Source organism: Massilia sp. LMS1-1-1.1 (genome assembly GCF_040815535.1).
GTDB lineage: Bacteria > Pseudomonadota > Gammaproteobacteria > Burkholderiales > Burkholderiaceae_D > Janthinobacterium > Janthinobacterium aestuarii.
Genome location: NZ_JBFPNG010000001.1, coordinates 819,897 through 846,062 on the forward strand (window position 1 = coordinate 819,897; position 26,166 = coordinate 846,062).

Here is a 26,166-nt window from a genome sequence, read left to right on the forward strand (position 1 = left end):
GCCGTTTTTTTGCAGGCCATCCCGCCAAAACCACGGCTGGTCGCATGCGCATGGCGCACCGGCCCGCACGTGGCTACAGTGCATACATACCCACCCGCCACCCGAAAGGAACGATCATGAAAACCCTGAAAAACATGGAAGCCATCTTTACCGTCGCCGTCGCCATCGCCTGCGGCGCCAGCTATGCCAGCTTCAACCAGCCACAGGCCGCGCAAACCGCCGCTACTGCGCAAGCGAACGCCATCCCCGTCGTGGTGGTCAGCGCCAAGCGCCTGACGGAACAGGAAAAGAAAATCTCGCTGATCGAAGAGCGGCAAGCCTTGCTGGGCAACGCCACCGCCAGCACCCTGTGAGCCAACTATGCTGACACCACGCCGCCTGGCGCCCGCTTGAATACCGCCGCGCCAGGCCGCCATTTGTATCTGCCACGGATACACGGACACCCAGCATTGTGTCAATTGTAATAAGTTGAATCAAAGGCGATCTGCCCGCCTGCAAGCGCCTATAGTCCATTTCAAGCAATCACCGAAATGGAGCACATCATGAAACCCATCACACTCTACGCAGCAGCCATGCTTGCCATCAGCACCGCAGCCTTCCTGCCTGCGCAAGCGATGGCACAGAATCAGCTCGGCGTCAGCATTGTCATCGGCGACGCCCCGCCTCCGCCACGGTTTGAAAGCGCGCCAGCGCCGCGCGCCGGCTATGTCTGGGCGCCAGGCTACTGGAACTGGGATGGCCAGCGCCACGTCTGGACCGACGGCGAATGGCTGCGCGAACGGGGCGGCAACCACTACCGCCGCGCCGCCTGGATACAGGAGAACAACCGCTGGCGCCTGGACCGTGGCGGCTGGGTCGCCGCGCAAGTGCAGCCCGTGCGCTATGACGACATCCGCATCGCACCGCCGCCACCGCGCCGCGAAGCCATCCCGCGCGCCCGCCACGGCTACGTCTGGGCGCCCGGCCACTGGGAATGGCGCGGCCAGCGCTACGCCTGGACGCCAGGTGTATGGATCGCCGAACGCCGCGGCTACGTGTATGCGCCGCCCGCCTGGAACCAGCGCGACGGCCGCTGGCAGATGGAGCAAGGCCGCTGGTCGCGCGGTCCGAACGGCGACCGCGACCGCGACGGCATCCCCAACCGCTATGACCGCGACAATGGCAACCGCCACGACCGCGATGGCGACGGCGTCCCAAACCGCGACGACCGCCGCCCCGATAATCCGCATCGCAACTAAACCGCGAACACCAGGGCCACCCATCGCGGTGGCCTTGTCATTTTCCCGACACATCCGTGTATTAACATCGCGCGACGATCAATCACACTGCACGAGAAAGATTCACGATGGCGATGGAAACTGCCGGTTTTACCTACGGCTCGGACACCTCGGGCCTGGTCTGGGGCTTCCTGTTTGGGCGCGACGGGCAGCCGCTGGCGCTCGACTCGACGGCGGCGCTGGCCTGGCTGGCCGATGGCGCGGCGCGGCCGGCGCAGGAATTCGTCTGGCTGCATTTCAATTTGTCGCATGCGGCCAGCGAAAAATGGCTGATGACGCACACGCAGCTGGCCGACGAATTCTATGAAACCCTGCACCAGGGTTCCCGTTCCACGCGCATCGAACAGGCGGAAAACACCCTGATCGCCGTGGTCAACGATGTGGTGCACAACTTCTCGTTCGAAGCGTCCGACATTTCCACCATGTGGGCCAGCGTGGCGCAAAACCTCGTCATCACGGCGCGCCGCGCACCGCTGCAGTCGATCGAACGCCTGCGCCAGGCCGTCATCAAGAATCACGAGCCGATCCGCTCGTCGGTGGAATTGCTGATCCATCTGCTGCGCGATCAGGCGGACGTGCTGGTCAACATCGTGCGCGACGCCGTGGCGCGGGTCGACGATATAGAAGACCACTTGCTGGCCGGGCGCCTGGTGCCGAAACGCGAAGATCTGGGCGCCATGCGGCGCGTGCTGGTACGGCTGCAGCGCCTGCTGGCGCCGGAACCGGCCGCCCTGTTCCGCCTGCTGCAACGCCCGCCTTCGTGGGTGTCGGAACTCGACAGCCTGGAACTGCGCCAGTCGACGGAGGAGTTTTCGGTGGTGCTCAGCGATATGTCTTCGCTGCAGGAACGCATCAAGCTGCTGCAGGAAGAGATCGCCGCCAGCGTCAACGAGGAAAACAGCCGCAGCCTGTTCGTGCTGACCATCGTTACCGTGCTGGCCTTGCCGATCAATATCATCGCCGGCATGCTGGGCATGAACGTGGGGGGTATTCCGCTGGCCCAGCATCCGCAGGGCTTCTGGATCATCGTCGCCATCATCGTCACGTTTACGGTCGTGGCGGGATGGCTGGTGGTGCGCGTGCAGCGAAACAGTTAAGTCACGGCACGGCCTGGCAGGCGAACGGCAGGCGCCGTCCGCCGTCACTGCTTATCGGTGGTATTCGCCGGCCCGTTCAGGCTGGTAGACGATTTCCTCGATCTTGACTTTGACTACGCCGCCCGGCATGGGCCAGGCGATACTGTCGCCCACGGACAGGCCCAGCAGCGCGCTGCCGACGGGCGCCAGCACGGAAATACGGTCGGCCTGGCCTTCCACGTCCTTCGGATACACGAGCGTCAGGCAGAATTCCTCCTTGTTTTCCACTGTGAAGCGCACGGTGGAATTCATCGTCACGACGGTCGGTGGAATCTCTTGCGGCTCGAGCACCTCGGCACGGCCCAGCTCATCGAGCAAGGCGGCCTTGTCCGGCGATAAGTTATTACCCAAGGCATACAACAACGCTTCCAGTCGTTCCAGGTCTTGTGACGACAAAATAATTTTTGGTTTTTTTTCCAAGATATCCTCACTATTGATCATCAGGGCGGCGTCCGGTTTTGCTGGCGGCAGTTTACTTGGCCGCGGCAGACAAAACAAACAGCATCAGGACGTCCATCATCAGCGGATTATGGACGAACTCGCCGAGCAAGGCCATAGCGTTCGCGCATTCTTCATTAAAATTTATTAAAATCAATGACTTGTAATGGCTTATAGCGTAAAAAAGTTTATCCGTACCGCGATGGCCGGATCCATTGAAGTTATTCTTGCTGGTATTTTGTTTACCATCAGCATTGTTTTAAGAGAAAAAAAACGGCGGGCAAAAAAAGGATTAAAATTCAGCATGAATTATTATTAGAAAGACACGATTTCCTTTTTCCGCCTGTCTTGTCGCCTTGCCTGCTGTCACCGGCGTGCTGCATGGATATAAATTGCCGCACGCCCTGTACTTTCACGCTGCAAAATGACAATATGTCGGCCTTAGCAACACTTGGCAACACGTTGAGAGTTCCGGCTCACTTCGGTTTTCATCAGACTGGAACGTAAAGTATGGCAGGGCGAGGCGTGATCACACGGGGCGGCGGCAGGCGGGGCCGGCAGGAAGAAGCGTCATGATGACGCCATTGATACTGCCGTCCGTGCAATTGCGCGGCGACCGGATAGCCCGGCTGAACTTGCTGGCCGCGGCGGCCATGCTGGCCACGGCCAGCCTGCTGCTGATCCTCTTTCAATTGTTTTCCCTTCAGGAATCCTTCCAGCGCAACCTGCACATCCAGGCCGACATGCTGGCACCGGCCGCCACCCAGGCCATGCGCGAGGACAATCGTCTCGCGGCACAACAACTGCTCGCTCCCCTCACCGCCGCCCCGCATGTCCGGCAAGCCCTGCTCTACAGCCCCTATGGCACACCGTTTGCCCGCTACGCGCGCAGCGGCAACGACGCCGTGCCGACGGCACCGCGCAACGGCCTGCACCTCGATTACCTGGACGGCAGCGGCGCGATATTGAAGACCCTGCCCGGCGGCGGCGCGCTCTACCTGCGCGCCAGCCTGGCGCCGCTGTATGCGAGCCTGGCGCAATTTGCCGCCTTCACCGTGCTCGTCTGCCTGTGCGCGTTCGGCCTGACGTTCCTGATGGTGCGCCGCACGCGCACCGCGGCCCAGCATGCGGAAAGCCATCTGCACTACCTGGCCCACGTCGACTCCGTCACGCAACTGCCGAACCGCCATGAATTCAACGACGCCCTGGCCTACGCGCTGGCGCGCGCCGACCGCCAGGACAGCAGCGTAGGCCTGCTGCTGCTGGACCTGGACAACTTCAAGGTAGTCAACGATACGCTGGGCCACCACTGCGGCGACCAGTTGCTCAAGCTCGTCGCCGAGCGCCTGGTGGCCATCCTGCGCGGCACCGACATCATCTGCCGCATCGGCGGCGATGAATTCGTCGTCATCGTCGAACCGGCCGACGACGCCTCGGAAATGGCCAGCGTGGCGCGCAAGATCCTCGCCGTGCTGGCCGCGCCATTCGACCTCGAAGGCCACCAGCTGTATGTCAGCGCGAGCATCGGCGTGAGCCTGTATCCGTTCGACGCGCAGGACGTGGCCACCCTGACGCGCAATGCCGATACGGCCATGTACCACGCCAAGCACCAGGGCAAGAACCGCTACGCCGTGTTCAAGGCCGAAATGGAATTGCGCGCCCAGCGCCGCCTGCGCATGGAAGCGAACCTGCGCCGCGCGCTGCAAAACGAGGAACTGTATCTGCACTACCAGCCGCAGATCGACTTGCGCAGCGGGCGCATCGTCGGCGTGGAAGCGCTGATACGCTGGAACTGCCGCGAGATGGGCCAGCTGAGTCCCGCCGAATTCATCCCCGTGGCAGAGGAAAGCGGCATCATCGTCGACCTGGGACGCTGGGTGCTGCAAAGCGCCTGCCGCCAGGCGGCCGTCTGGTGCAAGGCGGGCCTGCTCGATTCGCTCGAGCACGTAGCCGTCAACCTGTCGGCCTGTCAGGCGCGCGACCCGGGCCTGATGGACGACATCCGCGCCATCCTGGACGAAACGCAGCTGCCGCATGGCTTGCTGGAGCTGGAAATCACGGAAGGGGTCTTGATGGACAATATCCACGCCAACGTGGAATTGATGCGGCGCCTGCAGGAAACGGGCATCCATCTGTCGATCGACGATTTCGGCACCGGCTATTCGTCGATGTCCTACCTGAAGCGCCTGCCGATCGACCAATTGAAAATCGACCGCAGCTTCGTGCACGACCTGCCCGGCGAGGGCGAAGCCATCGTCACGGCCATCATCGCCATGGCGCACAGCCTGCATCTGAAAGTGGTGGCCGAGGGCGTGGAAACCTTGCGGCAGGTGGAATTTTTGCGAACAGCGGGCTGCGACAACGTGCAGGGCTTTTTCTTCGCGCGCCCGATGACGGCGGCGCAGCTGACGGCATTGCTGCTGGAACGGCGCGACTGGAGCACGCGCACGATTTTGCCGGCTTGAGTTGGTGCCAACGATGGTGTCGGATTACGGCCGTTGGCCTAATCCGACCTACGCCATGAACAGGTAGGTCGGCGTAGGTCGGGTTAGCGCAAAGCGCGTAACCCGACACCACTACGCTACATCAAGCCAGCTTGGCCGAATGCTCGCGCGTCGCGTGGAACTTCAGCTTCGGCCAGCGCTCTTCCGTCAGGCGCAGGTTGACGCCCGACGTGGCCAGGTAGGCCATGTTGCCGGCCGCATCGTAGGCCACGTTGTGGCCCAGCGCATTTTCGAAATCCTGCAGGATGCGCTTGTCGTCGCAGCTGACCCAGCGCGCGCTGCTGATGCTCGTGCCTTCGAACACGGCATCGACGCCATACTCGTTGAGCAAGCGGCTGGCCACCACTTCGAACTGCAGCACGCCGACGGCGCCCAGTACCAGTTCGCCGCCCTGCACCGGCTTGAAGACTTGCACCGCGCCCTCTTCGCCCAGCTGCTGCAAGCCCTTGTGCAGTTGCTTGATCTTCAGCGGATTACGGATGCGCACGGAGCGGAAGAAGTCCGGCGCAAAGTACGGGATGCCCGTAAAGGTCAGCATCTCGCCTTCGGAAAAACTGTCGCCGATCTGCATGTTGCCATGGTTCGGCAAGCCGATGATGTCGCCCGCGTACGCTTCTTCCACCTGTTCGCGCGACGATGCCATGAAGGTCACCACGTTCGACACCTTGATCTCGCGCCCCAGGCGCAAATGCTTGACCTTCATGCCGCGCTCGAAACGTCCCGAGCACACGCGCAAGAAGGCGATGCGGTCGCGGTGGGCCGGGTCCATGTTCGCCTGGATCTTGAAGACGAAACCGGTAAACGGCTGTTCGGACGGAGCCACCGAACGCACGGTCGCATCGCGCTCGCGCGGCGCCGGCGCCCAGTCGACCAGCGCGGACAGGATCTCGCGCACGCCGAAGTTGTTGATGGCCGAACCGAAGAACACGGGCGTCTGCACGCCGGAGAGGAATTCTTCCAGATTGAACGGGTTCGACGCGCCGTGCACCAGTTCCACTTCCATGCGCAGCTGGTCCATCTCGAGCGGGAACATCTCCTGCAGGCGCGGGTTGTCGATGCCCTTGATGATTTCGAAGGCGCCATCGGCCTTTTCTTCGCCGGCCTTGAAGAGCATGATCTCGTCGTTCAGCAGGTGATACACGCCGCGGAAGTTCTTGCCCATGCCGATAGGCCAGGTGACGGGCGCGCACTGGATCTTCAGCACGGATTCGAGTTCGTCGAGCAGGTCCAGCGGATCGCGCGTCTCGCGGTCCATCTTGTTCATGAAGGTGACGATCGGCGTATTGCGCATGCGGCACACGGCCAGCAGCTTGATCGTCTGCGCTTCCACGCCCTTGGCCGCATCGATCACCATCAGCGCCGAGTCGACCGCCGTCAGCACGCGGTAGGTATCTTCCGAGAAGTCCTGGTGGCCCGGGGTGTCGAGCAGATTGACGACGTGGTCGCGGAATTCGAACTGCATCACCGAGGAAGCGACGGAAATGCCGCGCTGCTTTTCGATCTCCATCCAGTCCGAGGTCGCGTGGCGGCCCGATTTGCGCGCCTTGACGGTACCGGCCATCTGGATCGCGCCCGAGAACAGCAGCAGTTTTTCCGTCAGGGTGGTCTTACCGGCATCGGGGTGGGAAATGATGCCGAAGGTGCGGCGGCGCTGCACTTCGCGCGCGATCACGGCCGGCGCCTTGCTGCTCGCTGGCGCTGCGGCGATGTCCGCGTTGTCGCTGGAATCGGGGGTAGTGATGTCGTTCTCGTTGGCCATATTGGTGACCATAATATGGCCCTCGCAAAAAACCCTCGATTTTACAGAAGGATCGGCCTTCCGTGTGAACTGCTTCACTCTGGCGAACGGCAAAAATGACTGCATCAGGGCGCACTTCATCAAGGGGTCACAATCCGCAGGCAACATTGCACTGCAGAAATGTTGTCACCCTACCCTGGAAACCCGATGAAAATCCTCCTCACCCCCGCCATCCGACTCATGCAGCGCTTGCGCCTGCTGCCCAAATTCATGCTTGTCTGCCTGGTCTTCCTGCTGCCGCTGGTGCTGGCGACCACCCTGCTGATCTCGGAGCTGGGCAAATCGCTGGCCCAGGCGCAGGATGCGCAGCGGGGCGTGGCCTATGTGCGCCAGCTGCAGGAAGGCACGCGCCTGCTGCAGCAGCGGCGCGGCCTCGAACACTTGCGCCTGAGCGGCAAGGCGGGCATGGACAACACGGCCCTGAACGCGCGCATCACGGCCGCACTGGCGGCGCTGGCGCGCCTGCCTGCCGGCGCCGGCTTGCCGCAGGCGGCCGAGCTGACGAAACAGTGGCAAGCCCTGCTGGGCCGCCAGGCCGGTCTCGCGGCGCGCGACAGCTACGCGGCACATACGGCGCTGCTGCGTCAGGCGGCGAAACTGGGCCAGCTGGTGGCCGACCGTTCGCACCTGAGCCTGGACCCGGACGCGGGCGCCAACCACCTGAGCGCCGTCTTCACCGCCACCCTGCCCGACCTGGCCGAAAGCCTGTCCGACATCGCCGGGCGCGGCGCCGCCTACATCGACACGGGCCTGTTCGAGGCGAATGAAGATCAACTCGTCAACGCCAACGCGCTGATCGCGCGCCACGAACTGGAACGCCTGCCGGCCCGCTTCGACGAAATCCTCGCCACCCGGCCGGAATTGCGCGCCAGCGTGCAGCCGGCCCTGAAAGCCGTGCCAGCCGCGCTGGCTTTCCTCGAACGCACGAAAAACGAAGTGACGAATTCCTACGACCAGACATCGGGCGCGCAATTCCATGCGGCCGGCATGCAGGCGATCGACGCCCTGCAGGCGCTGTCCGGCGCTTCCGCCGGCGCCCTGGACGATTTGCTGGCGCAACGCATCGCCCGCGACGAGGCGCGCCGCGCCCTGATCCTGGCTGCCATGCTGCTGGTGCTGCTGGCCGCCGCCTACCTGTGCGCGGGCTTTTATGCCGCGTTCGCGCGCGACGTGACGCAATTGCGCGTGGCCGTCGGCGCGGCGGCGGCGGGCGACCTGTCACAGCGCATCACTTCGCAGGCGCACGACGAGATCGGCGACCTGGTGCGCGACTTCGGTGCCATGACGCACGGCCTGGCCACCCTGGTGCAGGAAATCCGCAGCGGCGCGGCCGTCATCGCGGCGGCCGGCGCCGATATCGCCCAGGGCAACGCCGCCCTGTCCGGCCACACGGCCACGCAGGCCGATGCACTGGGCGCCACCGTGGACTCGATGCGCGAGCTGACGGCCACCGTGGGCCGCAACGAGGCGCACGTGGGACAGGGCCGCACCTTGGTGGCGACGGCGGCCGACGTGGCCCTTCGCGGCGGCCAGACCGTGGGCGCCGTGGTCGACACCATGGCCTCGATCAAGGCCAGCTCGCACAAGATCGTCGATATCATCGGCGTCATCAACGGCATCGCCTTCCAGACGAATATCCTGGCCCTGAACGCGGCCGTCGAAGCGGCTAGAGCCGGCGAGCAAGGGCGCGGCTTTGCCGTCGTCGCCTCCGAAGTGCGCAGCCTGGCTCAGCGCTCGAACGAGGCGGCGCTGGAAATCAAGCGCCTGATCGGCGATTCCGTCGCCACCGTGGATGCCGGCGGCGACCTCGTCAATGCGGCCGGCAACACCATGCGGCAAGTGGTCGACGCCGTGCAGCAGGTGGCCGTGGTGATCGGACGCATCAGCAGCGCCGGCGCCGAGCAGAATGGCGAGATCGCCCGCATCAACCAGGCGCTGGCGCAAATCGACGACATGACGCGCCAGAACGCGGGCCTGGTCGACGAGGCCCGCGCCGGTTCGCAGCGCCTGCACCAGGAAGGCGAAGCGCTGACGCAGGCCGTCAGCCGCTTCCGCCTGGGCGAGCAAGAGGCGCCAAACCCGCGCCAGGCGCCGGCCGCAGCCGTGCGCGACGGCTTGCCCAGCGTGCGTCCGGCCGGTCTGTGGAGCGCCAATAAACCGCGCGTCATATCACAAAATCGCGCGGAACGGCGCAAGGCTAGCTAGTCAAAAGTGTGCACGTAGGACAAGGACTACAATTCCGCCTCAAATGAGACTACAAAGTGGCGACTGCTAATCTTATGTTCGCCACTTACATAAGCTTTTAAAGTAGCTACATCGCGATCTGCACCGCGCGGTCGAACAAAACGCCGTTACCACATGAGCACGGCAGCTTCTTTGACCAGCAACGCGGCAGTCGCACTCCGATGTAAAAAGCCTGTGAGGAATACTATGAACCAAACTCAACTTAGCACCCCGGTCCAGAAGAACCAGTTGCTGCCGCGCGCCATGCCGGCGGCCGGACGGGAAATCAAGCTTGCGTCGCGGGTTAGCCTCAGCAGTGCCCAACAGAATGAATTGCTGGCCGCCCTGCCGCGCGCCGCGCTTGAATCGCTGTTCGAAGACCTGGAACTGGTGGAACTGCCGTTCGGCAAGGAATTGTATGCCTACGGTAACAACTTGGAATACAGCTACTTCCCCACCACCGCCATCATTTCGCTGCTGTATGTGATGGAAGATGGCGCCACGACGGAAATCGCCGTCGTCGGCCATGAAGGCGTGGCCGGTGCCTCGCTGCTGGCAGGCGAGCGCGCCATGTGCACGGCTGTCGTGCAAAGCGCCGGTTACGGCTACCGCCTGAAAACGCAAAGCTTGCGCGACGCGTTCAATCAAGGCGGCGCCCTGCCCCAGCTGCTGATGCGCTACACCAACGCCCTGTTTGCGCAAATGGCGCAGAACGCCGTCGGCGGCCGCCACAGCTCGATCGAACAAAAGCTGTGCCGCTGGCTGCTGGACCGCCTGGACCGTTCGCCATCGAATGAATTGAAAGTGACGCAAGAGCTGATCTCGATCATGCTGGGCGTGCGCCGCGAAAGCATCACGGCCGCCGCCGGCAAGCTGCAGGAAGAAGGCTTGATCCACTATCGCCGCGGCAATATCACGGTGCTGGACCGCGCCGGCCTGGAATGCTATGCGGGCGAATGCTACAAAGTGGCCAAGACGGAATACGACCGCTTGCTGCGCGACGTATCACGCTGCTGATGCGCTGCTGATCATGCAAGATAAATAAAAAATGGCCGGGCTGCATGCTCGGCCATTTTTTTATCTCAAAGAAAATTACGCTTCGATATCCGCGTCGATGTCTTCCGGCTCCGGCGTCAGCGGCAGCGGAATCACGGCTTCCACGCAGGTCCCCTTGCCATCCGGTCCCTGGCGCACGGTGAGAGTGCCGCCCAGCAGCAAAGCGCGTTCGCGCATGCCCAGCAAGCCGTGCGACATCGGTTTTTGCAGCGCAGCTTCCGTGATGCCGATGCCGTCGTCGATCACGCGCAGCACCAGGCCGTGTTCATTGCGTTTCAAGGTCACGCTGACCATGCCGGCACGCGCATATTTCATGATATTCGTCAGCGATTCCTGCACGATACGGAACAGGGCAATCGTCAGGGTGGCTTCGCGGTTGTCGATATTGATGGCCACGTCCGTTTCGCAACGAACCGAGCTCATGCGCGCAAAATCCTCGCAATAGCTTTCAATGGCGGCGCACAGGCCCAGGTTGTCCAGCAGGCTGGGGCGCAAATCCTCGACGATGCGGCGCTTGAGCTCCACCGTTTCCAGCAAGGTGGCCTTGGCACGCCGCAATTGCGTCGCCAGTTCCGGCTGCGTGTGCGCCAGTTGCTGCGTGACGGCGCCCAGGTCCATGCTGATCGACGTCAAGTTGGCGCCCAGCTCATCGTGCAGCTCCCGCGCCAGGCGTGCTTTTTCCACTTCATTGACGCTGATCAAATGACGCGACAGCACGGATAACTGCTCGGTACGCTTGCTGACCGTCGACTCCAGGGTGTCGTTGGCATTTTGCAATGCATACTCGACGGCCGCGCGGTTCTGGAAGCTGCGCCGCACCAGCTGGTAAAACATGATCAGCACAAGGATGGCCAAGGCATTGATGCCGATACCGAGCAGCACGGCTTTCTGGTACTCATGATAAAAGGCGGCGCTGCCGGTCGACAGCGCTTCATTCTGCTCGCGCGTCATGATCACCACCTGCAGACGGATCTCGTCCATGGTGGCGCGGTCATCGGTGACGCGCGAAATGTTGACGATCTCGGCCAGCCCGCCCTGCTTGTAGACGTCGATTGATTGTTGCAACATCGACATCTTGCGACGGATCAAGCTTTTCAGCTGGCCCAGGTTTTTCAGCTGGGTGGGACTGCCCGCGAGCAAGGTTTGCAGCTCGTTGAATTCATTTTCGATTTCGGTGGTGGCGGTCTTCGACGGCCCCAGATAGGTTTCGGAGCCGGAAATGAAATAGCCGCGCAAGCTGCTTTCCGCATCGAGCACGAGCACATTCAAATACTGCAGACGGTCGGCCACACGGGCGCTCTGGCTGAGCAAGGCGTTCGTGCCCTTCAGCGACTGCAGGTTGTGATAAAGACTGAAGCCATTAAGCACAAGCAGCAAGGCGCACGTCACGCACAGGATCGTCTTGTACAGGGGCAGGCGGTGATTCGGGGCCGGTTCAGCGGTGAAATACATCCTGATGTGCATCCTTAGCAAGGTTCGGCGCGGGAAAGAGCGCCGGCGCCGGCCAATTATAGTCCTCGCCACAAACTGCTGCACTGCACAAGTCGTGCTGGCTAGCTGGCTGAGCGATCATGTTTCAATGATCGCACCGCAGCGCTAGTCAAGCAAATTGTTTTTCATTGCGTAATAGGTCAAGTCGCTGTTAGATTGCAAGCCCATTTTTTCCATGATGCGCGTACGGTAGGTACTCACCGTCTTGATGCTCAGCGATAAGGCCACGCCGATATCGGATACGGTGGCGCCACGCGCCAGGCGCAGGAAGACCTGGAACTCGCGGTCCGACAATTCCGTATGCAGGGCCGCATTCGTGTCGCGGTCGAACGACTGCGCCAGCAATTCGCCCACGGTGGAGCTGACATAGCGGCGCCCCTGGAACACGGTGCGCACGGCCGTCATCAGCTCGTCGGCTTCGCATTCCTTGTTCAGATAGCCGTTCGCGCCCATCTTGAACAGGTTCAGCGCGTATTGCTGCGCGGGATAGCCGCTGAGTATCAGCACGGGCAATTCCGGCTGGCCCTGGCGGATCGTGCGCAAGGTATCGATGCCGCTTTGATCGGGCATGGCTATATCGAGCAGCAATACATCGCAAATTTCGCGGCGGGCGATATCGAGCGCTTCGCGCCCGGTACCGGCTTCCGCCACCACACTGAAATCGTCAGAAGACGAAAAAATCTGTTTGAATCCAGCTCGTACTATTTGGTGATCATCACAAATGGCAACGCGTATCATTGTTTCCCCTTAAATTTTCCTGGCCTGGGAAAGACTACCGGAACCTGAACGCTGCTCCGGTTCAGCGTCACTAACAAAAACGCAACATTAACATTATATTCAAAATATGGCGCGCCGTACGGTAGCGTGAGCGCCAAGGCGGGGCGCCCATGCAGTATAGTCAACTTGGTCAACTGCTACCGGACAACCCCACCTATATTGGTACAAATCTTATTTTAGCAAGGTTAAAATCGCCATTAATTCATTGCGTATCCACACGCGGTCCAGCGGCGCTTCCTGCGGCACGGCAGGCATGGCCAGCAGCTCGTCGGCGATGGCATGCGAAGCGCCACGGCTGTCGAGCTTGTTGCGCGCTCCGCTGATGGTAAAGCCCTGCTCGTACAGCAATTCGCGGATGCGGCGTATCAGCAGCACCTCATGGTGCTGATAATAACGACGGTTTCCACGTCGTTTGACCGGCTTGAGCTGGGAAAACTCCTGCTCCCAGTAGCGCAATACGTGCGGTTTGACGCCGCACAACTCGCTCACCTCGCCGATCGTGAAATAGCGTTTCGCCGGAATCGGCGGCAAGGCGATCAACTCGGTTTTACTGATGCGCTCGTTCATCGCCACTCACTCAGGCAGCACGTGCCAGCGGACTGGTCTCTTCGACCATGCTTTTCAGCTTCTGGCTCGCATGGAAGGTCACGACACGGCGCGCCGTGATGGGGATCTCTTCGCCCGTCTTCGGATTGCGGCCCGGCCGTTGCGGCTTGTCGCGCAACTGGAAATTGCCGAAACCGGACAACTTGACGGCCTCGCCACGCTCGAGCGCGTTGCGGATTTCGTCGAAAAAGGTCTCGACCATATCCTTCGCTTCGCGCTTGTTCAGGCCCACTTGCTCGAACAACAGTTCGGCCAGTTCCGCCTTGGTCAAGGTCGGTAAATCTTTTTCCGCTTCCTGGCGCACTTTGGCAACCAGCATGGCCCGATGCAAATCGGCGGCCAGTGCGGATTGCAGTACGGCGGAATCAACGTCGCTGTTATTAATTTTCCTGCCCTGCCTTTTCTGTGCGCCCGAGCTCGCCACATGGCAAGCTCGTCTACGATTGACGACGGAAAGGCCGTCACGCAAGGCGACGGCCAGTCCGGTAATTACGAACGCAGTTTCGCGTCGTGGCCCTGCTTGGCCGCATCGATCAGAACAGCCATCAGGCCATCGACGACATCGTCTTGCAGGGTGTTTTGAGTATCTTGCAAGCTAATCCGGAAAGCAAGGCTTTTTTCATCCGCTTCCAGACCTTTTCCACGATATTCATCAAATAAAACAATGGCTTGCACGATACGCGCTGCCGGGCTCGCCTTCGCTGCCGCGTGGAAGCTGTCGAGCAGATCCTGCACGGCCACCGATTGCTTGACGACCACGGCCAGGTCGCGGCTGGCACCAGGGAATTTCGAGATTTCCTGGTACGCGGGCACGACTCTTTGCGTCAGGGCAGCGGCGTCGACTTCGAACAGCACGGGCGCCAGCGGCAAGTCATACTTTTGCATCCAGCGCGGGTGCAATTCGCCGATGAAACCGATGACCTTGCCATCGAGCTCCACGTTGGCCGAACGGCCCGGATGCAGTGCCGGATGCTCCGCCTTGGTGAAACGCAAGACCAGCGGCGCGAACAGCGCTTCCAGGTCCGCCTTCACGTCGAAGAAATCGACCGTGCGCGCGGCCTGGCCCCACTGCTCGTCGGCAACCGCGCCGTAGGCCATGGCGGCCACGCGCTTGGGCTGGGCGTAGCCAGCCACCGACAACGGGCCGTTTTCCACGCTGTCGTCGCGCTGGTAGATGGCGCCCACTTCGAAGATGCGCACGCGGTTCGTCTTGCGGTTCAGGTTGTAGCGCACATTGGCGATCAGGCTGCCGATCAGCGAGGAGCGCATTACACTCATCTGGCTGGCGATCGGATTCTGCAATTTGATCGGGTTTGTGTTGCCCGAGAAATCGCGCTCCCATGCCGTATCGACAAAGCTCATGTTAACCACTTCCTGGAAGCCCAGGTCGGCCAGTTCATGACGTACCGCAAACAGCGAGCGGGTATTTTCCGGTGCAATCTGCATCACGTTCGCAGCCACGGGCGGCAAGGTCGGGATGTTTTCAAAGCCGTACACGCGCGCCACTTCCTCGATCAGGTCTTCCTCGATCTCGATGTCGAAACGGTAGCTGGGCGAGGTCACGGAAAACACGCCGTCCGTCAGGGTGTATGGCAGGGCAAGGCGCGTGAAGATATCGGCGATCAGCTCATCGTTGAGCGGCACGCCGATGACTTTTTGCGCGCGCGCCGTGCGCATCGATACGGGCTGGCGTTGCGGCAAGTTCACCACGTGGTCGTCGACGGGGCCGACGGTCGTCGACGGCGTGCCGCAGATTTCCACGATCAGTGCCGTGATGCGCTCGATGTGTTCGACGGTGGTGGCGAAATCGACACCGCGCTCGAAGCGGTGCGCCGCATCGGTCGAGAAATTCAAACGGCGCGCGCGGCCTTGAATGGCGTTCGGCCACCAGAATGCCGCTTCCAGATAGATGCTGTCCGTATCGTCCGACACGGAGCTGGCGTCGCCGCCCATGATGCCGGCCAAGGATTCGATTTCTTTATCATCAGCAATGACACCGATCCACTCGTCGACGGCAATGGTATTGCCGTTCAACAGTTTGACGGATTCGCCCGCCTTGCCCCAACGCACGTCGAGGCTGCCGTGGATCTTGGCCAGGTCAAACACGTGGCTGGGACGGCCCAGCTCCAGCATGACATAGTTCGAGATATCGACCAGGGCCGACAGCGGACGCTGGCCGCTGCGCTCGAGGCGCTGCTTCATCCAGTCCGGCGTGGCTGCCTTGGCGTTCAAGCCGCGGATGACGCGGCCCGTGAAACGGCCGCACAGGTCCGGCGCGCTGACTTTCACGGGCAGGATTTCATCGCTGGAAACAGGCACGGTGCGGAACTGAGGCGCATTCAGGGGCACACCCGTCAAGGCCGACACTTCGCGCGCCACGCCCAGCACGGACAGGCAGTCCGCCTTGTTCGGCGTCAACTTGATGGTGAATTTCAAGTCGTTGAGCGCAAAGTAATCGCGGAAATTCTGGCCGATCGGCGCGTCGTCCGGCAATTCCATCAAGCCGGCGTTTTCTTCCGACAATTTCAACTCGCGCGCGGAGCACAGCATGCCTTGCGACTCGACGCCGCGCAGCTGGCCCACCTTGATTTCAAACGGCTTGCCATCGGCGCCAGGCGGCAGCACGGCGCCAGCCATCGCGCAGACGACTTTCAAGCCCGGGCGCACGTTCGGCGCGCCGCAGACGATGTTGAGCATGGTGCCCGTGCCGACGTCGACCTGGCATACATTCAGGCGGTCCGCGTTCGGATGTTTTTCCATCTCCAGGACCAGGCCCACCACCACGTTCGAGAACGGCGGGGCGACAGGATCGACGTCCTCGACTTCGAGACCGGACATGGTCAGCAGATGGGCCAGTTCGTCCGAAGTCATCTTCGGATCGACCATGGTACGGAGCCAGTTTTCGGAAAATTGCATAATCAAGCCTTCAAAGGGTCAAAGCTCACAGCGCGAGCGCACAGGCGCTCAAGCGCCATGAATCAAACGGAACAACGCTTAGTTGAATTGCTTCAAGAAACGCAAGTCGCCTTCATAGAACAGGCGCAGGTCGTTGATGCCGTAACGCAGCATCGTCAAGCGTTCCAGGCCGGAGCCGAAAGCGAAACCGATGAATTTCTCGGGATCGAGGCCGAAGTTCTTCACCACGGTCGGATGCACCTGGCCGGCGCCCGACACTTCCAGCCAACGGCCTTTTAAAGGACCAGAGCCAAAGGCGATGTCGATCTCGGCCGACGGTTCCGTGAACGGGAAGTACGACGGGCGGAAGCGCACCTGCAGGTCGTCCGTCTCGAAGAAGGCCTTGACGAAGTTCAGGTACACGCCCTTCAGGTCGGCAAAGCTGATGTCTTCGGCGATCCACAGGCCTTCGACCTGGTGGAACATGGGCGAATGGGTGGCATCGCTGTCGACGCGGTAGGTGCGGCCCGGTGCGATGACCTTGATCGGCGGCGTATGCGTGCGCGCATAACGCACCTGCATCGGGCTCGTGTGCGTGCGCAGCAGCAAAGGCTTGCCATCGGTGTCGTTGCCATCGATGTAGAACGTGTCTTGCATGGAACGGGCTGGATGGTTTTCCGGGCTGTTGAGCGCCGTGAAGTTGGTCCAGTCGTTTTCGATTTCAGGGCCGTCGGCCACGTCGAAACCGATGGAACGGAAGATTTCCTCGACCCGCTCCCACGTGCGCATCACGGGATGGATGCCGCCTGGCATGCGGCCACGGCCTGGCAGGGTCACGTCGATCGCTTCGGCGTTCAGACGGCCTTGCATCTGGGCATCGGCCAGCGCATCACGGCGCGCCGTCAGCGCGTCTTCGATCTGCACTTTGACGGCGTTGATCAGGGCACCCTGCGCCTTGCGCGCGTCCGGGTCCAGCTTGCCCAGGCCCTTCATCATTTCGGTAATCTGGCCAGTCTTGCCCAAGTAGCGGGCTTTGGCGTTTTCAAGTGCGGCAGCGTCTGCGGCGGCGATAAAGTCAGCCTGGGCCGAGACGACGAGTTCTTCTAGGGAGTTCATGCGGCATTTCCTGTTTTGGACATCAATTCTGGACTCGATTATCAAAAGTCCAACAATCAAAAACGGAAACGGGGCATAAGGTTCACACCCCTGCCCCGCTCTTTATGACGTCACCCTACGGATGACGTTGTGCAATGACCGATGCTTACGCAGCGATTTTTGCTTTAACTGCGTTGACAATCGCAGCGAATGCTGGCTTGTCCATCACAGCCATATCGGCCAGGACTTTACGGTCCAGTTCGATATTTGCTTTTTTCAAGCCGTTCATGAATACGCTGTACGTTACGCCATGCTCACGGGAAGCAGCGTTGATACGGGCGATCCACAGGCGGCGGAAAACGCGCTTCTTGTTGCGGCGATCGCGGTAAGCGTATTGGCCAGCGCGCATAACTGCTTGCTTGGCAACACGGTATACACGGCTGCGGCGACCACGGTAGCCTTTAGCTTGAACAAGAATCTTCTTATGACGGGCACGAGCTGTAACCCCACGTTTTACTCTAGGCATAGTAACTCCTTAAATTGAGTGTGAGATTAAGCAGTCGGCATCATGCGCATGACGGATGTGACATCCGATGCGTTGATGTTACGGGTACCGCGCAACTGACGTTTGTTTTTGGTGGTTTTCTTGGTCAGGATGTGGCGTTTGAACGCGTGACCCGACTTGACTGTTCCACCTGGACGCACGCGAAAACGTTTTTTCGCGGAGCTTTTGGTCTTCATTTTAGGCATAGCAATCTGTCCTCTTACGGACAGCTCCATTTATAACAGGATTGCAGGTGGCAACACGACGCTGCGCTTAGATGCCTGCTTTCACATGTTGTGCAGCGGATGCGAGTCCACTACAGTTCACGCGGCCCGGGCATTGCTGACCGGGCCGCGCAAATTCTGCCTGGAATCTGGTGTCGCGCCCATGCAGGCACAAACCACGTCGATCCACAGTAAAACGCTATTGTATCTTACTTCTTCTTCTTAGGCGAAAGAACCATGATCATTTGGCGGCCTTCCATCTTCGGGAACTGCTCGACCTGGCCGTACGGCTCCAGATCGGCTTTCAGACGTTCCAGCATGCGGAAGCCAATATCCTGATGCGCCATCTCACGACCGCGGAAACGCAAGGTGATCTTGGTTTTATCGCCATCTTCAAGGAACTTGATGAGATTACGCAACTTGATATTGTAGTCACCATCATCAGTCCCCGGACGGAATTTGACTTCCTTCACGAGGATGATCTTTTGCTTCAATTTGGCTTCGTGAGCTTTCTTTTGCTCCGAATACTTAAATTTGCCGTAGTCCATCAAACGGCACACCGGTGGCTGCGCGGTAGGCGCAATTTCCACCAGATCGACGTTTGCCTCTTCCGCCAGGCGGAAGGCTTCAGCCAAACTTACGATACCGAGTGGCTCGTTATCGACCCCGCTTAAACGCATTTCAGGGGCAGTGATTTCGCCATTGATGCGATGTGACTTGTCAGTAGCTATTGTAATTTCCTTTAAAAATCTTGTAAGACGGTCGTGCAGCGAGTTTCCTCGTCAGGCCTTGGTGTCGACTTCATGTTTGAGTCGCTCTATCAGGGCATCGATGGACATCACGCCCAGATCGACATTGCCCCGCGCCCGCACGGCCACTGTATTCGCATCCCGCTCTTTGTCGCCAATCACTAAGATGTAAGGCAATTTTTGTACGGAATGTTCACGTATTTTATAGGTAATCTTCTCGTTACGCAAATCAGCCTGTACGCGCAGCCCCGCTTTGCGCAGTTTTGTTGTAACTTCCTGTACATAGTCAGCTTGAGCGTCGGAAATATTCAACACCGACACCTGCACCGGCGACAGCCACAACGGCATGGCGCCCGCATAGTGTTCGATCAGGATGCCGATGAAACGTTCCAGCGAACCGACGATCGCGCGGTGCAGCATGATCGGCACCTGGCGCGTGTTGTCCACGGCCACGTATTCGGCACCCAGGCGGCCCGGCATCGACGGATCGATCTGCACGGTGCCCACTTGCCATGCGCGGCCCAGGCTATCCTTCAGGTGGTATTCGATCTTCGGACCGTAGAACGCGCCCTCGCCCGGCAATTCCGTCCATTCCACGCCGCAGGCGCGCAGGGCCGAACGCAGGGATTCCTCGGCGAAATCCCACGACTCTTCCGTGCCGATGCGGTTATCAGGACGCAAAGCCAGTTTCACATCGATATTCGTGAAGCCGAAAGCCGTGTACACATCCATCGCCTGCTGGTGGAACGCCGTCACTTCGCCGGCGATCTGCTCTTCCAGGCAGAAGATGTGGCCATCATCCTGCGTAAAGCCGCGCACGCGCATCATGCCGTGCAAGGCGCCCGATGGCTCGTTGCGGTGGCATTGGCCGAATTCGCCGTAACGCAATGGCAGGTCGCGGTAGCTGCGCATGCCATTGTTGAAAATCTGGATATGGCCAGGGCAATTCATCGGCTTCAGCGCATAGGCGCGGTTTTCCGATTCCGTGATAAACATGTTTTCACGGTAATTGTCCCAGTGACCGGTTTTTTCCCACAAGCCACGGTCCAGAATTTGCGGCGCCTTGACTTCCTGATAGCCATTGACCTGGTACACATTGCGCATGTATTGCTCGACTTGCTGCCAGATCGACCAGCCTTTCGGATGCCAGAAGATCAGGCCCGGCGCTTCTTCCTGGAAATGGAAGAAATCGAGCTGCTTGCCCAATTTGCGGTGATCGCGCTTTTCCGCCTCTTCCAGGTTGTGCAAATACAGCTCCTGGTCTTCCTTCTTGGCCCAGGCCGTGCCATAGATACGCTGCAGCATCTCGTTTTTCGAGTCGCCGCGCCAGTAGGCGCCGGCCAGCTTCATCAGCTTGAACACTTTCAGCTTGCCCGTCGATGGCACGTGGGGGCCGCGGCACAAGTCCGTGAACTTGCCTTCGGAATACAGCGACACTTCCTGGTCGGCCGGAATCGAACCGATCAATTCAGCCTTGTACGCTTCGCCGATACCCTTGAAGTACTCGATGGCTTCGTCGCGCGCGACAACCTTGCGCGTGACTTGCTCATCCTTCTTGGCCAGTTCCGCCATTTTCTTTTCGATCGCCGTCAAATCTTCGGGCGTGAACGGACGCTTGTAGGCGAAGTCATAGTAAAAGCCGTTGTCGATCACGGGGCCGATGGTCACTTGTGCATCGGGGAACAATTCCTTGACGGCATACGCCAGCAAGTGGGCCGTCGAGTGGCGGATCACTTCCAGACCATCGGCATCCTTGTCCGTCACGATCGCCAGTTCCGCATCTTGCTCGATCAGATAGGAAGTATCGACCAGCTTGCCGTCGACCTTGCCGGCCAGGGCAGCCTTGGCCAGGCCGGTACCAATATTGGCCGCAACCTGGGCCACGGTGACCGGGCCGTCGAATTGACGGGCGGAACCATCGGGAAGTCGGATTGTAAGCATATTGATCTCCATATCGGCGCTGGCGCCAGGTAAAACTGCAATGTGGTGTGGACTGAAAAACTGAAAGGAAAACGCGGACGCAAAAAAACGCGGACTAGCCGCGTTTTTCACTTTCTTGAGACAAAGGAAACCCGTTCGACTAGCGTCACTCCCAAAGCTTGGTAGTAGTTCGCGGTGTCATAACCGGTTCACCCTTTCTCTTTAACTGCATTCTGGTGGGCGGTGAGGAATTCGAATCCCCGACCCCTTGGATGTCGACCAAGTATTCTAACCAGCTGAACTAACCGCCCGTAAAACTTTTTTATCGATCACTGCATCAGCAATCGTCTTTAAAACCATCTACTGCTAAATTCTGGTGGGCGGTGAGGAATTCGAATCCCCGACCCCTTGGATGTCGACCAAGTATTCTAACCAGCTGAACTAACCGCCCCGAAGACCAGCATTATAGAGAGGCTTTCCCAGAATGACAAGGGCTGTTTTACAGGAAACTTTAATCATTCTCCGGGCGTCAGCCTCCTTTATATAGAGGGGGCCCGCGGCGCCTTGAATGCCGCTAGAATCGGGGCATGAATTCCACCATACTAACTTGGCTGAAAACCCTGAGCCGCATTTGCGGTTTTGAAACGGCCGACTCCTTCCCGCCCCATCATCCGTACGCGCGCACGCGCTGGGACGCCGCGTATTTCGATATTGCCTCCGACGTGAAGCCCGACGAGATCGAGCGGCGCATCTGCGCGGCCATCGCCAACACGCCCAGCGTCTTCGCCTACATCACCAATCCCACGCCGCGCATGCAGCGCGCGCTGCTGAACGTGATCCACGACCGGCTGCGGCGCCAGCCCGGCGCGGGCGCCACGGACCTGGTCTTGTTATTGATCAACGCCTACGCCAGCGACCACATCACGGAAGCCGTGCCCGGCCTGCGCACCCTGATCTTCAACACGGAACACGAAGACACGAACCTGCGCGTGCATGCAATCCTGGAATTGCTGGTGGGCACGCCGCGCGGGCTCGACGTCATCGATATGTAAATCAGGCGTGATTGGCGGGAACATAGCGCGCCCGCAAGCGCATGAACGGCGTTTCTACCAAAGCATATAAAAACCAGCCCGTGGCGATGCTGGCAGCAATACTGGCCAGTATCGCTGTGAGGCTATCGGCGCCATGGCCAACGTCTTGCAAATAGGGCCGCAATAAGATGCACAGCTGCTTGTGCAGCAAGTAAATCGCATACGACCACAGGGCCAGGCTGGCCGCGCCCGGCACGCGCAGTCGATAGAGTGCGCTGGCGGGACTGAGCGCCGCGATCAGCAGCAGAGTAAAACTGGCGGCCAGGGCCGGATAGCCGAACACCGTCACCCAGTAGCCATAGTGATTGTTGAGGAACACATAAAACATCAGCGCCGTGCCCGCAATTCCCGCGAGCAAGCTGCGGTTGCCATGGGATGTCAGGCGTGTCCAGGCGGCCGGATGGTAATTCTTCAGCAGCGCCAGCGCCACGCCCGCCACCAGCTCGTCGAAGCGGCACCACGACGCGTAATAGATATACTTGTAATAGCCAAGGCCGCCGCGCGGCACTTGCACATACTCATCCCACAAATAGGCGCGCACCAGCATGCCCACGATAAAGCTGGCGGCCACGGCCAGCCAGGCCCACAGCAAGGACTTGCGACAAGCGGCGATCAGCAGCGCCACGGCCGGCAGCAGCACGTAGAACTGCTCTTCCACGCACAGCGACCACGCATGGGAAAACGCCGTACCCGGCGTCAAATTGATGTTTTGCGTAAAGGTCAGGAATTTCCACAGCGGCAATAACGCACTATCGCCGCGAAACGCGGGCCACAAGTAATACAGGGCCAGCACGGCGTAGAAACTGGGCAAGGTGCGCAGGAAGCGCCGCGCATAGAAACGCGGCAAGGAAAAGCCGTGCTCGCTGCGCAAGGCCGCAAAGATCTGGTTGCCGATCAGGTAGCCACTGAGGGCAAAGAACAGGTCCACGCCCACCCAGCCGATTTCACCCCAGAAACCGAACGCCCCGCCCTCGCTGACGAACAGCAAATAATGGTTCATGAAGACAAGCACGATGGCCAGCGCACGCAGGGTATCGAGGCCGTACAGGCGGGAAGGATGGGAAGTGCTGGGCATGGAATCGGCAAGGGAAAACAACGGTGGCGCCGATCATGCCATGCCGGGGCCGACGATGCGCACATTTTTACGGGAGCCTGTGGTGAATCCCGCTAAAATATGCCGACCCCGCTTTCCCTTCCCTGATACACAATAGGATATGTCCAGCATGAGCAGCGCACTCCACTTCAAGTCCATCAACTACACGGGCCAGGGCAGCGGCCCCCGCCTGATCGTCACCGGCGCCGTACACGGCAATGAAACCTGCGGCACCAAGGGCATCCACCGCGTGATGGCTGAACTCGACAGCGGCGCCCTCTCCATCGTGGCCGGCAGCGTCACGTTCGTGCCCATCACCAACCCGCTTGCTTACGCCAAGGGCGTGCGCAGCGGCGACCGCAACCTGAACCGCAACCTGTTCCCCAACGACAATCCCCAGGATTTCGAAGACCGCATCGCCAACTGGCTGTGCCCGCTGCTGGGCCAGCATGACGTGCTGCTGGACTTGCACTCGTTCAATGCCGACAGCCAGCCCTTCGTCATGGTGGGTCCGCGCAACAACGATGGCCCGCTGCAACCGTTCAAGCACGAAGACAAGGAACGCGCGCTGGCGCGCCGCCTGGGCGTGCGCCGCTTCGTTGATGGCTGGCTGCAAACGTATGGCGCCGGCGTGCAGCGCCGCCTGGGCAGCAGCGACCAGGTGGGCATGGTCTTGCGCTACGGCGTGGGCACGACGGAATACATGCGCTCGACGGGCGGCTATGCGCTGACCCTGGAATGCGGCCAGCACGCGGACCCGGCCGCGCCGGACGTTGCCTACCGCGCCATCATGAACACGCTCGCCTTCCTCGGCTTCATCGACGCGCCGCAGCCCGAACCGATTGCCGATGCAGACATGGAAGCGCTGAACATGATCGTCGTGCACGACAAGCTCGATGCGGGCGACCGCTTCATCAAGACCTGGTCCAGCTTTGACAAGGTGCAACAGGGCGAGCAGATCGGCGTACGCGCGGACGGCACGCCCGTGACGGCCGAGTTCGACGCCTACATCCTGTTCCCGGACGTCAACGCGCAAGCCAATGCCGAGTGGTATTACCTGGCAAGGGTTGCCAGCAGTTTTTGATTAGAGCCTATTCCAGTAGGGAGCGTCATCTGCTGGTAGTTCATCAGGAGCGCGGACAAGGCGTGAGGAGGACGCGTGGCGAGCCACGCGACGACGATCAACGCAGTCCCCGCTTCTGAGGGGCGCCAGCAGGGGATGTATTCATCTACTGGGATAGGCTCCTAGTGCCCGACGGACTTGGAAAACAAGTTAATCACGAGCACGCCGGCAATGATCAGCCCCAGGCCGATCAAGGCCGGCGTGTCGAGGCTCTGCTTGAACCAGAACCAGCCGACGGCGGAAATGAGCACGATGCCCACGCCCGACCAGATCGCATACACGATGCCGGTAGGAATGACCTTCAGGGTCAGGGACAAGCACCAGAAGGCGATGCTGTAGCCGACCACGGTGATGACGCTGGGCCACAAGCGGCTGAAACCCTCGGACGCCTTCAAGGCGCTGGTGGCGATCACTTCGGCGATGATGGCGATGGCCAGGTAGAAATAGGTCATGGCAAGACTCATGCGGGCGTCCTTTATTGTGGGCTGAGCAGTTTCAAGCCCAGGATGCCGGACACGATCAGGGCGATGCAGGCGATGCGCGCGGCACTGGCCGGTTCGCCCAGCACCATGATGCCAAAGATGGCCGTGCCAACGGTGCCGATGCCCGTCCAGATGGCGTAGGCCGTGCCCAGCGGCAAGGTGCGCAAGGCCAGGCCCAGCATCACCACGCTGCCCACCATGGAAACAGCCGTCAGCACGGAAGGCACGAGGCGCGTAAAGCCGGCGCTGTATTTGAGGCCGATGGCCCAGCCGATTTCCAGCAAACCCGCCAATACCAGAATGATCCATGCCATACTTTTCTCCCGAGGCGGCAGGGTCGTCCCCGCCATACAGCCCCACATCGAGCGGGGTCGTCCCCACAGGAGCAAAGGGAAAAGTATACCATTGGGTGAAAAATCTTGCCCCAAGCACACTATCGCTAGTGCGGCTGCTCTAATCGAAAGTTGCCAAAAAACATGCACTTGGCAGCATAATTGCCGCATCCATTCACTTTCGGGAACAACGATGCTGCTACTGGCCCAAATCCTTACCGCCCTCATCCTGCTGCTGCACGTGTACATCGTGCTGCTGGAAACCGTGCTGTTCGATGCGCGCGGACGCAAGGTGTTTGGCCTGTCCAAGGAAAAGGCGGAGATCGTGCGTCCCGCCATGTCGAACCAGGGCTGCTACAACGGCTTTCTCGTCGCCGCGCTGGCACTGGGCTTTTTTCACCCGGACGCGGCCATCGCTTATGCATTCACCGTGTTCGGCCTGGCGTGCATCGCCGTGGCCGGCGTGTGGGGCGCGGCCACCGTCATGACGCGCATCCTCTACCTGCAAACGGTGCCTGCCGTCATCGCCTTGCTGCTGTTCCACTTCGCCTGATGCCTGCCGGGGCGGCCAGCCGGCCGCCCTCCCCCGCTCCGTGCTGCCCGCGCATACCCCATATGGGTGATGTTTCCAAAAAACATGCCCGATACAATTCCTTGTAGCAATAAAAAAGATACCACCAGATACATGGTGGCACGTCACAGTCCACAGGGGAAATCATGCAAGCACATCCAACCACCTTTGCCGTCACTTTACTCGGCTGCCTCATGCTGTCCGCCTGCGGTGGCGGCGGCAGCGACGACACCAGCTCGGGCAGCGGTTCCACCAGCGCCGGCGGCACCAGCGGCACCTCGGCAAACTGCCAGTACAGCAATCTGATCAGCGACGCGGAACGCAAGCAGGCCAGCGCCTGCGGCATCCAGGTATCGGGCAACTATGCGCAGGCCGATTCCGGCTATGACAGCGTGATCGCCGCCTGCAAGCTGGGGGAAAAAGCCAAGGCCGATGCCTACTACAGCGGCACGTACCAGAAAATGGTCGACTATGCGCGCAGCGTGAGCAAGGAACTCGGCTGCGGGCAAAACAATGGCACCACCTTGCCCAACAACACGACGGCAAGCAACTACAATTTCTGTGTCAAAAGCACCACCGTCAATGGTAAGCTCAGCTATGAAGGCGCTTGCTACGGCCCCGTCAAATCTGGCGAAGGCGGCTGTGGCAGCGGCTATAACTATGTGAGCCAGTACGCCAGCCTCAGCACGTGCACGTCGGGCGGCAAAAGCTGGCTGGAATCGCGTTAAGGAAGCCGGGCGG

At 60.5% G+C, this 26,166-nt stretch carries 25 protein-coding genes and 2 tRNA genes; 10 read left to right on the forward strand and 17 right to left on the reverse strand.

All coding sequences use genetic code 11. The features are described from left to right. Positions 1–116: 116 nt before the first annotated feature. From MRBLMS1_RS03735 to MRBLMS1_RS03745, 3 genes are all read left to right on the forward strand, one after another. A complete protein-coding gene (locus MRBLMS1_RS03735; protein ID WP_485877904.1) occupies positions 117–353 on the forward strand; it encodes a hypothetical protein in 237 nt (78 codons plus the stop codon). Positions 354–542: 189 nt separating this feature from the next. Beyond that, complete coding sequence (locus MRBLMS1_RS03740; RefSeq protein ID WP_485877906.1) at positions 543–1,238, forward strand: YXWGXW repeat-containing protein; 696 nt, start codon at positions 543–545, stop codon at positions 1,236–1,238. 107 nt (positions 1,239–1,345) lie between these two features. Then, positions 1,346–2,374, forward strand: coding sequence for a transporter (locus MRBLMS1_RS03745; protein WP_175560449.1), 1,029 nt, complete (start codon positions 1,346–1,348; stop codon positions 2,372–2,374). A gap of 51 nt (positions 2,375–2,425) precedes the next feature. Here the strand turns inward: MRBLMS1_RS03745 and rnk are convergent, their stop codons facing one another. Beyond that, complete coding sequence (gene rnk / locus MRBLMS1_RS03750; protein WP_162835757.1) at positions 2,426–2,833, reverse strand: nucleoside diphosphate kinase regulator; 408 nt, start codon at positions 2,831–2,833, stop codon at positions 2,426–2,428. A 590-nt stretch (positions 2,834–3,423) separates the two neighbouring features. On the opposite strand from rnk, the gene MRBLMS1_RS03755 reads away from it, so the two are divergent. Then, positions 3,424–5,316, forward strand: coding sequence for a putative bifunctional diguanylate cyclase/phosphodiesterase (locus tag MRBLMS1_RS03755; protein ID WP_485877909.1), 1,893 nt, complete (start codon positions 3,424–3,426; stop codon positions 5,314–5,316). Between the two features lie 121 nt (positions 5,317–5,437). On the opposite strand, the gene MRBLMS1_RS03760 is transcribed toward MRBLMS1_RS03755, so the two are convergent. Beyond that, positions 5,438–7,114, reverse strand: coding sequence for a peptide chain release factor 3 (locus MRBLMS1_RS03760; protein WP_070304828.1), 1,677 nt, complete (start codon positions 7,112–7,114; stop codon positions 5,438–5,440). A 186-nt stretch (positions 7,115–7,300) separates the two neighbouring features. On the opposite strand from MRBLMS1_RS03760, the gene MRBLMS1_RS03765 reads away from it, so the two are divergent. After that, positions 7,301–9,358 (forward strand): methyl-accepting chemotaxis protein, encoded by a 2,058-nt coding sequence (locus tag MRBLMS1_RS03765; RefSeq protein ID WP_485877911.1) that lies wholly within the window; start codon positions 7,301–7,303, stop codon positions 9,356–9,358. Positions 9,359–9,583: 225 nt separating this feature from the next. Then, positions 9,584–10,393 (forward strand): Crp/Fnr family transcriptional regulator, encoded by an 810-nt coding sequence (locus MRBLMS1_RS03770; RefSeq protein WP_034751913.1) that lies wholly within the window; start codon positions 9,584–9,586, stop codon positions 10,391–10,393. A 75-nt stretch (positions 10,394–10,468) separates the two neighbouring features. On the opposite strand, the gene MRBLMS1_RS03775 is transcribed toward MRBLMS1_RS03770, so the two are convergent. The 12 genes from MRBLMS1_RS03775 to MRBLMS1_RS03830 form a co-directional block, all read right to left on the reverse strand. Then, a complete protein-coding gene (locus MRBLMS1_RS03775) occupies positions 10,469–11,884 on the reverse strand; it encodes a sensor histidine kinase (protein WP_072453148.1) in 1,416 nt (471 codons plus the stop codon). Positions 11,885–12,028: 144 nt separating this feature from the next. Further along, the gene (locus tag MRBLMS1_RS03780) at positions 12,029–12,661 is read right to left on the reverse strand and encodes a response regulator (protein WP_010399201.1); all 633 of its coding nucleotides are present in this window, start codon (positions 12,659–12,661) and stop codon (positions 12,029–12,031) included. 210 nt (positions 12,662–12,871) lie between these two features. Then, positions 12,872–13,267 carry a MerR family transcriptional regulator gene (locus MRBLMS1_RS03785; RefSeq protein WP_485877914.1) on the reverse strand — a complete coding sequence of 132 codons (396 nt, stop codon included), beginning with the start codon at positions 13,265–13,267 and terminating at the stop codon, positions 12,872–12,874. Between the two features lie 10 nt (positions 13,268–13,277). Then, on the reverse strand, positions 13,278–13,625 hold the full coding sequence (locus tag MRBLMS1_RS03790; RefSeq protein WP_010399205.1) for an integration host factor subunit alpha: 348 nt from the start codon (positions 13,623–13,625) through the stop codon (positions 13,278–13,280). Between the two features lie 170 nt (positions 13,626–13,795). Then, positions 13,796–16,222, reverse strand: coding sequence for a phenylalanine--tRNA ligase subunit beta (gene pheT, locus MRBLMS1_RS03795; protein WP_485877916.1), 2,427 nt, complete (start codon positions 16,220–16,222; stop codon positions 13,796–13,798). Between the two features lie 78 nt (positions 16,223–16,300). Continuing rightward, positions 16,301–17,317: a phenylalanine--tRNA ligase subunit alpha gene (gene pheS, locus MRBLMS1_RS03800; RefSeq protein WP_034751917.1), complete on the reverse strand. Its 1,017-nt coding sequence runs from the start codon at positions 17,315–17,317 to the stop codon at positions 16,301–16,303. Positions 17,318–17,462: 145 nt separating this feature from the next. Then, positions 17,463–17,822, reverse strand: coding sequence for a 50S ribosomal protein L20 (gene rplT, locus MRBLMS1_RS03805; protein ID WP_010399214.1), 360 nt, complete (start codon positions 17,820–17,822; stop codon positions 17,463–17,465). 26 nt (positions 17,823–17,848) lie between these two features. Further along, entirely contained in the window at positions 17,849–18,046 is a 198-nt protein-coding gene (gene rpmI, locus MRBLMS1_RS03810) for a 50S ribosomal protein L35 (protein ID WP_038493025.1), read from the reverse strand. A gap of 227 nt (positions 18,047–18,273) precedes the next feature. Further along, complete coding sequence (gene infC, locus MRBLMS1_RS03815; protein ID WP_205711303.1) at positions 18,274–18,834, reverse strand: translation initiation factor IF-3; 561 nt, start codon at positions 18,832–18,834, stop codon at positions 18,274–18,276. Positions 18,835–18,846: 12 nt separating this feature from the next. Then, positions 18,847–20,754 (reverse strand): threonine--tRNA ligase, encoded by a 1,908-nt coding sequence (thrS, locus tag MRBLMS1_RS03820; protein WP_485877919.1) that lies wholly within the window; start codon positions 20,752–20,754, stop codon positions 18,847–18,849. A gap of 213 nt (positions 20,755–20,967) precedes the next feature. After that, positions 20,968–21,044: transfer RNA gene (locus MRBLMS1_RS03825), tRNA-Val, on the reverse strand. 63 nt (positions 21,045–21,107) lie between these two features. Next, positions 21,108–21,184, reverse strand: a tRNA-Val gene (locus tag MRBLMS1_RS03830). Between the two features lie 136 nt (positions 21,185–21,320). On the opposite strand from MRBLMS1_RS03830, the gene MRBLMS1_RS03835 reads away from it, so the two are divergent. Beyond that, positions 21,321–21,785 (forward strand): hypothetical protein, encoded by a 465-nt coding sequence (locus MRBLMS1_RS03835; protein WP_070304716.1) that lies wholly within the window; start codon positions 21,321–21,323, stop codon positions 21,783–21,785. Position 21,786: 1 nt separating this feature from the next. Here MRBLMS1_RS03835 and MRBLMS1_RS03840 read toward each other — a convergent pair whose 3' ends face one another. Beyond that, positions 21,787–22,899 carry an acyltransferase family protein gene (locus MRBLMS1_RS03840; protein WP_485877921.1) on the reverse strand — a complete coding sequence of 371 codons (1,113 nt, stop codon included), beginning with the start codon at positions 22,897–22,899 and terminating at the stop codon, positions 21,787–21,789. Positions 22,900–23,038: 139 nt separating this feature from the next. Here MRBLMS1_RS03840 and MRBLMS1_RS03845 point away from each other — a divergent pair, with 139 nt between their 5' ends. Next, positions 23,039–24,001: a M14 family metallopeptidase gene (locus tag MRBLMS1_RS03845; RefSeq protein ID WP_485877923.1), complete on the forward strand. Its 963-nt coding sequence runs from the start codon at positions 23,039–23,041 to the stop codon at positions 23,999–24,001. 161 nt (positions 24,002–24,162) lie between these two features. On the opposite strand, the gene MRBLMS1_RS03850 is transcribed toward MRBLMS1_RS03845, so the two are convergent. Further along, the gene (locus tag MRBLMS1_RS03850; RefSeq protein WP_070217979.1) at positions 24,163–24,492 is read right to left on the reverse strand and encodes an SMR family transporter; all 330 of its coding nucleotides are present in this window, start codon (positions 24,490–24,492) and stop codon (positions 24,163–24,165) included. Between the two features lie 23 nt (positions 24,493–24,515). After that, a complete protein-coding gene (gene sugE / locus MRBLMS1_RS03855) occupies positions 24,516–24,836 on the reverse strand; it encodes a quaternary ammonium compound efflux SMR transporter SugE (RefSeq protein ID WP_046684095.1) in 321 nt (106 codons plus the stop codon). 211 nt (positions 24,837–25,047) lie between these two features. Here sugE and MRBLMS1_RS03860 point away from each other — a divergent pair, with 211 nt between their 5' ends. Beyond that, positions 25,048–25,407, forward strand: a complete 360-nt coding sequence (locus tag MRBLMS1_RS03860; RefSeq protein ID WP_034751924.1) for a DUF1304 domain-containing protein — start codon at positions 25,048–25,050, stop codon at positions 25,405–25,407. A 164-nt stretch (positions 25,408–25,571) separates the two neighbouring features. Beyond that, a complete protein-coding gene (locus tag MRBLMS1_RS03865) occupies positions 25,572–26,153 on the forward strand; it encodes a hypothetical protein (protein WP_139143482.1) in 582 nt (193 codons plus the stop codon). Positions 26,154–26,166: the final 13 nt, after the last annotated feature.

What these genes read in the sequence shown, in the direction of transcription:
- MRBLMS1_RS03735 (WP_485877904.1), top strand. Translation starts at nt 117, where the DNA reads ATGAAAACCCTGAAAAACATGGAAGCCATCTTTACCGTCGCCGTCGCC.
- MRBLMS1_RS03740 (WP_485877906.1), top strand. Translation starts at nt 543, where the DNA reads ATGAAACCCATCACACTCTACGCAGCAGCCATGCTTGCCATCAGCACC.
- MRBLMS1_RS03745 (WP_175560449.1), top strand. Translation starts at nt 1,346, where the DNA reads ATGGCGATGGAAACTGCCGGTTTTACCTACGGCTCGGACACCTCGGGC.
- MRBLMS1_RS03755 (WP_485877909.1), top strand. Translation starts at nt 3,424, where the DNA reads ATGATGACGCCATTGATACTGCCGTCCGTGCAATTGCGCGGCGACCGG.
- MRBLMS1_RS03760 (WP_070304828.1), bottom strand. Translation starts at nt 7,114, where the DNA reads ATGGCCAACGAGAACGACATCACTACCCCCGATTCCAGCGACAACGCG.
- MRBLMS1_RS03765 (WP_485877911.1), top strand. Translation starts at nt 7,301, where the DNA reads ATGAAAATCCTCCTCACCCCCGCCATCCGACTCATGCAGCGCTTGCGC.
- MRBLMS1_RS03770 (WP_034751913.1), top strand. Translation starts at nt 9,584, where the DNA reads ATGAACCAAACTCAACTTAGCACCCCGGTCCAGAAGAACCAGTTGCTG.
- MRBLMS1_RS03775 (WP_072453148.1), bottom strand. Translation starts at nt 11,884, where the DNA reads ATGTATTTCACCGCTGAACCGGCCCCGAATCACCGCCTGCCCCTGTAC.
- MRBLMS1_RS03780 (WP_010399201.1), bottom strand. Translation starts at nt 12,661, where the DNA reads ATGATACGCGTTGCCATTTGTGATGATCACCAAATAGTACGAGCTGGA.
- MRBLMS1_RS03785 (WP_485877914.1), bottom strand. Translation starts at nt 13,267, where the DNA reads ATGAACGAGCGCATCAGTAAAACCGAGTTGATCGCCTTGCCGCCGATT.
- MRBLMS1_RS03790 (WP_010399205.1), bottom strand. Translation starts at nt 13,625, where the DNA reads ATGCTGGTTGCCAAAGTGCGCCAGGAAGCGGAAAAAGATTTACCGACC.
- pheT (WP_485877916.1), bottom strand. Translation starts at nt 16,222, where the DNA reads ATGCAATTTTCCGAAAACTGGCTCCGTACCATGGTCGATCCGAAGATG.
- pheS (WP_034751917.1), bottom strand. Translation starts at nt 17,317, where the DNA reads ATGAACTCCCTAGAAGAACTCGTCGTCTCGGCCCAGGCTGACTTTATC.
- rplT (WP_010399214.1), bottom strand. Translation starts at nt 17,822, where the DNA reads ATGCCTAGAGTAAAACGTGGGGTTACAGCTCGTGCCCGTCATAAGAAG.
- rpmI (WP_038493025.1), bottom strand. Translation starts at nt 18,046, where the DNA reads ATGCCTAAAATGAAGACCAAAAGCTCCGCGAAAAAACGTTTTCGCGTG.
- thrS (WP_485877919.1), bottom strand. Translation starts at nt 20,754, where the DNA reads ATGCTTACAATCCGACTTCCCGATGGTTCCGCCCGTCAATTCGACGGC.
- MRBLMS1_RS03835 (WP_070304716.1), top strand. Translation starts at nt 21,321, where the DNA reads ATGAATTCCACCATACTAACTTGGCTGAAAACCCTGAGCCGCATTTGC.
- MRBLMS1_RS03840 (WP_485877921.1), bottom strand. Translation starts at nt 22,899, where the DNA reads ATGCCCAGCACTTCCCATCCTTCCCGCCTGTACGGCCTCGATACCCTG.
- MRBLMS1_RS03845 (WP_485877923.1), top strand. Translation starts at nt 23,039, where the DNA reads ATGTCCAGCATGAGCAGCGCACTCCACTTCAAGTCCATCAACTACACG.
- MRBLMS1_RS03850 (WP_070217979.1), bottom strand. Translation starts at nt 24,492, where the DNA reads ATGACCTATTTCTACCTGGCCATCGCCATCATCGCCGAAGTGATCGCC.
- sugE (WP_046684095.1), bottom strand. Translation starts at nt 24,836, where the DNA reads ATGGCATGGATCATTCTGGTATTGGCGGGTTTGCTGGAAATCGGCTGG.
- MRBLMS1_RS03860 (WP_034751924.1), top strand. Translation starts at nt 25,048, where the DNA reads ATGCTGCTACTGGCCCAAATCCTTACCGCCCTCATCCTGCTGCTGCAC.
- MRBLMS1_RS03865 (WP_139143482.1), top strand. Translation starts at nt 25,572, where the DNA reads ATGCAAGCACATCCAACCACCTTTGCCGTCACTTTACTCGGCTGCCTC.